The organism is Algoriphagus sp. (assembly GCF_024642405.1).
In the GTDB taxonomy this organism is placed as follows: domain Bacteria; phylum Bacteroidota; class Bacteroidia; order Cytophagales; family Cyclobacteriaceae; genus Algoriphagus.
Genome location: NZ_JAHEBC010000003.1, coordinates 1 through 5,371, shown reverse-complemented (window position 1 = coordinate 5,371; position 5,371 = coordinate 1). Strand labels below are relative to the sequence as shown.

Here is a 5,371-nt window from a genome sequence, read left to right as displayed (position 1 = left end):
CATTATGCCGATAACCCAAACAGAAACAGGGATAGCAGTAGTTATGGGACATGAAATTGCCCATGCAGTTGCCGCTCACTCCAGAGAGAGAATGTCGAATGGATTGATTGCAAACTTTGGAGTTGGAATTTTATCTTCAGCTATTGGTCAAAACCCTACTTTGACTCAACAGATTTTCTTACAATCAGTAGGAATAGGAAGTGAATTGGGAATGTTAAGTTTTTCTAGAAAACATGAATCTGAGGCAGATCAATTAGGCCTGACTTTTATGGCATTAGCTGGATATGATCCTAGAGAAGCCCCAATTTTTTGGGAAAGGATGCAGGCTCAAAGTGGGGGAGAAGCACCGCCAGAGTTTTTATCCACGCACCCTGACCCGAGCAATAGAATTAAAAAGCTAAATGAATGGATGCCCGAAGCATTGAAATATTATAAAGATCAATGATAAAAAAACCGGAAATTTTTCCGGTTTTTTTATTACCTATTAGTGAATCCTCGAAGTTTAACTTGAGTTAATTTTCTCTTAGTGTCAAGTGGAAAATCTCCACGCATCATCCAGTCATAATAACCTGGTTCTTCCTTAAATACCTGTTCTATGGGTTTACCTTTATGTTTTCCAAAGTTAAATACTTCTTCCCCTTGAGAATTGAATACAAATCTACCGGCTAAATCCACCATTTTTTCATTTACCAAATCATGGATTTTCTTCATGTCATTCTCAAAGAACCCAAGTTTATTACCTTGAAGGTCTATTGCTTCTTCTCCCATATATCTTTCTACTTGAGAAATAAAAACATCCATCGTAGCTAAAGTGTCTGCTTCAGCACTATGAGCATTTTCTAATGTTTTCCCACAATAAAATTTATAGGCTGCTGTCAGATTCCTTTTTTCCATCAAATGAAAGATTTTTTGTGCATCTAAAAGATTTCGTTTATCTAAATCAAACTCAATCCCAGATCTTAAAAATTCTTCCACTAATAATGGAATGTCATACTTTAAAACATTGAAACCAGATAAATCAGATTGTCCGATAAATTGATGTACTTCTTTCGCTATATCTTTAAATAAAGGTTCATTTTTAACATCCTTATCATATAAACCATGAATCAGGGAAGCTTCCAAAGGAATTGGAACTCCAGGGTTTACCTTTCTGGTATATATTTCTTTTTTTCCATCTACATTCAATTTTACAATTGAAATTTCCACTATTCTATCCGTAGAAATATTCGTTCCAGTAGCTTCTAAATCAAAAAATGCAATGGGATTTCTTAAATTTAATTTCATTTTTTTGTTTTTAATTTTCATCTCACTTGATTTCATGGAGATGAAATATCCGATTCAATTTACTTGAATTTAGCTTTTAATCCTTCCAAATCCATATTATCATAGTTTCCAGAAGACATTAAAAGTAAATTGGTGTTGGTATAATCCTGTTCTAATAAGAACTGTAGTAGACTGCTACTTTCGGTAAATAACCTAAGGTCAGATCTCTTGAAACCTTCTCTTAAAGTTTCTTCATCCATCAATTCTAATTTTTTTAAAGCTGCGGCATGAGGGTTAAGGTATATTATAGCTATGTCAGGTGCATCCATGGTTCCTGCATAGTTTGGAAGGAAATCCTTATTTAACGAAGAAAATGTATGTAGCTCTTGAACAGCAATTAGAGTTCTTTCAGGGAATTGTGCTTTTACGGCATTTGCGGTAGCTTGCAATTTAGATGGAGCATGAGCGAAATCCCGATAAAGGCAAGCATTATCATTTCCTGCTATCAATTCTTGTCTTTTTGCAGCTCCTTTGAAACTTTGGATTGAGGAATAAAAATTCTCTTTTGATAGGCCCAAAGAAAGGCAAATATTCATGGCGCCTTGAAGATTTTGAAGATTATGATCTCCAAAAATGTGGATTTCTACCAAACCATTCTCAGTTTTTAGAAACGTTTTACCTCCTTCAATAATTGCTGGGTGAGCTTTATAAGAAGTTTTATCAGCATTAATTTCAATTTTTTCTGCCGCTTGTTTAACAAGTTGGTCGGATTCGCAATAAATCAATTCACCAGAGTCTGGTGTTTTCTCCATCAATTTTGAAAACTGATCTTTATATTCCTCAAAATCAGGAAATACATTAAAATGATCCCATGCAATACCACTTACCAAAGCAATGTCATGTTTGTAATGGAAAAACTTCGGGGTTCTATCTAACGGGGATGTAAGGTATTCGTCACCTTCTATAATGATAATGGGAGCATCTGAAAGCCTCACCATTAAGTCAAATCCATCTATTTGAGCTCCTACCAAATAATCAAAGTCTACTTTATTATCTTTTAAAACATGAAGAATGATAGATGTTATAGAGGTTTTTCCATGTGAACCAGCGATAACAATTCTTTTTTTCTTTTTGCTCTGATTAAAAATGAATTCAGGAAAAGAATATACCGGTATACCTAATTCCTGCGCCTTCAATAATTCAGGATTGTCTATTCTAGCATGCATCCCTAAGATTATCCCATCTAGGTCCGATGTTATTTTCTCAGGAAACCAACCGTAAGAATTGGGCAAAATTCCAGCTTTAGATAACCTTGTTTTTGAGGGTTCATAAATTTCATCATCAGATCCCGTAACTGTATATCCTTTTTCAACAAGGGCTAAAGCTAGATTATGCATGACTGCACCCCCCACTGCTATGAAATGATATTTTTCCATTTAAGTTGGTTTTTGTTTTTCAATTCTAGTTCAAACTTAAAAATAAAAGTCATGCGCTTTGTCCATATCGTTTCTTAATTCCAACAATTTTTTTGGGAGAATACTTTTTAATTAATTTCGGATACGTTTTGAGTTTTATGCTAGAAGATAAGTACGCTTACTTTTGTCTATCCATCATGTACACAATTGCCTGGGCACTTGTTTTTTGGAAGAGCCCTTGGAAAGCAGGAATGATTAAGGTAGGAGTGGCTGGTGGATTAATGGGAATGATCGCTGAAGTTTGGTATTTCAGAGATTATTGGAGGCCTCCAACACTTTTTGGGACTGGGATAGTTGGGATTGAAGACTTCATCATCGGATTTTCATTATTTGGAGTTGGTGGTTATATCTATTCATCTTTTACAAATAGAGAGATAGATTACTCCAAAGTATCAAAACCCATAAATCTGGAGTTCTTTTATCTGTTTTTAGTTGCATGCCTGAGTATGTCCTAGTTTACTTTCGGATTTGGAATTCATTCGGGCTATGTTACTATCTTGACGTTTCTTGTTCTTTCAATTTACATTTGGAAAAAAAGACAAGATCTAATCAAGGTGTCATTAATCTCTGCAATTGCTACCCTGACAATATCTCTTTTGATTTATTATATCAATTTCAATATTCTATTTCCTCATTTTTGGGATACCTATGGAATGTTAAACAAACCATATCTTGGTTATAAAATTCTAAATATCCCTATTTCTGAAATGCTGTGGCATTTTTCATGGGCGATGCTTTGTAGCATGTTTCATGGATTTAGAAATGGAGTTTATTATAAATCACAAACTTGATTACCAAGGCTTGATTTTTGTGGCTTAGTAAGTGTTGATAAGTCTGGCAAAACTTGTTTAAAACTCATGGCTATAAGACCATACATTTGTTAATATGACCGAAAAAAGTACCAATCCTAGAATTTCTCGTAAGCATTCTGTACAGAATCCCACCAACATGCTTGGAAAAGTGCCTCCACAGGCTATAGAGCTTGAAGAGGCTGTACTAGGAGCCTTAATGTTAGAAAAGGATGCATTGACAAATGTGATCGATATTTTAAAAGTTGAAAGCTTTTACAAAGATTCACACCAAGCAATTTTTCAGGCAATCTTGGATTTGTTTACAGACAGCCAGCCAATTGATTTATTAACTGTTACCAACCAACTTAGACGAAATGGTTCTTTAGAAATTGCCGGTGGGGCTTTTTACGTAACAGAGCTCACTTCAAAAGTGGCTTCTGCTGCGAACATTGAGTACCATGCCAGAATTATCACGGAACAATCGATTAAGCGTGAAATGATTCGTATTTCTTCTGAGATCCAAAAAGATGCTTATGAGGAAACAACCGATGTTTTTGAACTATTGGATAAAATGGAGCAATCGCTTTTTGAGATTTCTGAAAAGAATATTAGAAAGAATTATTCAGACATGAAGTCTATCATGCGTGAGGCCATCGTAGAGTTGGAATCTCGTAGAGGTCAAAAAGATGGTTTAACCGGAGTTCCATCAGGATTTACAGCTTTGGATCGAGTAACTTCAGGATGGCAAAAATCTGATTTGGTTATTATTGCTGCTCGTCCTGCAATGGGTAAAACAGCTTTTGTTCTTTCTGTTTTAAGAAATGCGGCTGTAGATCATAATAAACCCGTTGCTATTTTCTCATTGGAAATGTCCTCTGTTCAGCTTGTGAATCGATTGATAAGTTCAGAAGCTGAATTAGATTCAGAAAAGATTAAAAAGGGTTCTTTAGAAGATCATGAATGGGCTCAATTAGTCCATAAAACAGCGAAGCTTTCAAAAGCACCGCTTTTTGTAGATGATACACCAGCTTTGTCTATTCTTGAGCTTCGAGCCAAATGTAGAAAACTCAAAGCTCAGCATGACATTCAAATGATTGTAATTGATTATTTACAATTAATGTCAGGTGACTCAAAAGGAGGCGGAGGCGGTAATCGTGAGCAAGAAATTGCTAGTATTTCCCGAGCCTTAAAGAAAATTGCAAAAGAATTAAGTGTTCCGGTTATAGCACTATCTCAGTTATCCAGAGCTGTTGAAACACGCGGTGGGGATAAGAGACCTCAACTTTCGGATTTGAGGGAATCTGGAGCTATCGAACAAGATGCCGATATGGTAATGTTTCTTTACCGCCCTGAATATTATGGAATTACAGAAGATGAGGAACATAATTCGACTCAAGGTGTGGGAGAAGTGATAATAGCAAAGCATAGAAATGGATCTCTTGATACTGTTAAACTTAGATTCATCGGTAGATTTACAAAATTCCAAGACTTAGATCATTTCGGTACGCCAATGCTTAATCAGCCTGTTTACGGATCGAACTTTTCTAAACAATCCTCCGGAGTATCATCTTTTGATTCTGGGCAAACGATAAAAAGACAGAGTAAAGCTAATTCTGATTTTGATGATACAGATGATCTTTTAAACCGACCAAATTCACCTGCAGATTTTTAATAATATGAAAGCAATTACTCTTAATAGTAATTACTCTAGTAAACTTTTATTGACCGATATTCAAGAAAGGTCCTTAAAGCCCGGAGAGGCAAGAGTTTCCATTCGGGCAGCGGCATTAAATCATCGAGATGAATGGTGCCGGAAAGGTTTATATCCAAATATTAAGGATG

Annotated in this window: 6 protein-coding genes; 4 read left to right on the top strand and 2 right to left on the bottom strand. The window is 35.5% G+C overall.

Annotated elements, in window-relative coordinates; translation table 11 throughout:
* A partial coding sequence (locus tag Q0L68_RS00465) for a M48 family metallopeptidase (RefSeq protein ID WP_296697828.1) occupies window positions 1–445 on the top strand: 445 nt, incomplete at its 5' end.
* 32 nt (window positions 446–477) lie between these two features.
* On the opposite strand, the gene Q0L68_RS00460 is transcribed toward Q0L68_RS00465, so the two are convergent.
* Both Q0L68_RS00460 and Q0L68_RS00455 read right to left on the bottom strand, forming a co-directional pair.
* Window positions 478–1,284, bottom strand: a complete 807-nt coding sequence (locus Q0L68_RS00460; protein WP_296697825.1) for a 3'-5' exonuclease — start codon at window positions 1,282–1,284, stop codon at window positions 478–480.
* A gap of 59 nt (window positions 1,285–1,343) precedes the next feature.
* On the bottom strand, window positions 1,344–2,699 hold the full coding sequence (locus tag Q0L68_RS00455; RefSeq protein ID WP_296697822.1) for a Mur ligase family protein: 1,356 nt from the start codon (window positions 2,697–2,699) through the stop codon (window positions 1,344–1,346).
* Between the two features lie 176 nt (window positions 2,700–2,875).
* On the opposite strand from Q0L68_RS00455, the gene Q0L68_RS00450 reads away from it, so the two are divergent.
* The 3 genes from Q0L68_RS00450 to dnaB all read left to right on the top strand — a co-directional run bounded on the left by Q0L68_RS00450 (window position 2,876) and on the right by dnaB (window position 5,201).
* Window positions 2,876–3,193: a hypothetical protein gene (locus tag Q0L68_RS00450; protein WP_296697819.1), complete on the top strand. Its 318-nt coding sequence runs from the start codon at window positions 2,876–2,878 to the stop codon at window positions 3,191–3,193.
* A gap of 42 nt (window positions 3,194–3,235) precedes the next feature.
* On the top strand, window positions 3,236–3,529 hold the full coding sequence (locus tag Q0L68_RS00445) for a lycopene cyclase domain-containing protein (RefSeq protein WP_296697817.1): 294 nt from the start codon (window positions 3,236–3,238) through the stop codon (window positions 3,527–3,529).
* Window positions 3,530–3,623: 94 nt separating this feature from the next.
* Window positions 3,624–5,201 carry a replicative DNA helicase gene (dnaB, locus tag Q0L68_RS00440; protein ID WP_296697815.1) on the top strand — a complete coding sequence of 526 codons (1,578 nt, stop codon included), beginning with the start codon at window positions 3,624–3,626 and terminating at the stop codon, window positions 5,199–5,201.
* The last annotated feature ends 170 nt before the right edge of the window (window positions 5,202–5,371 follow it).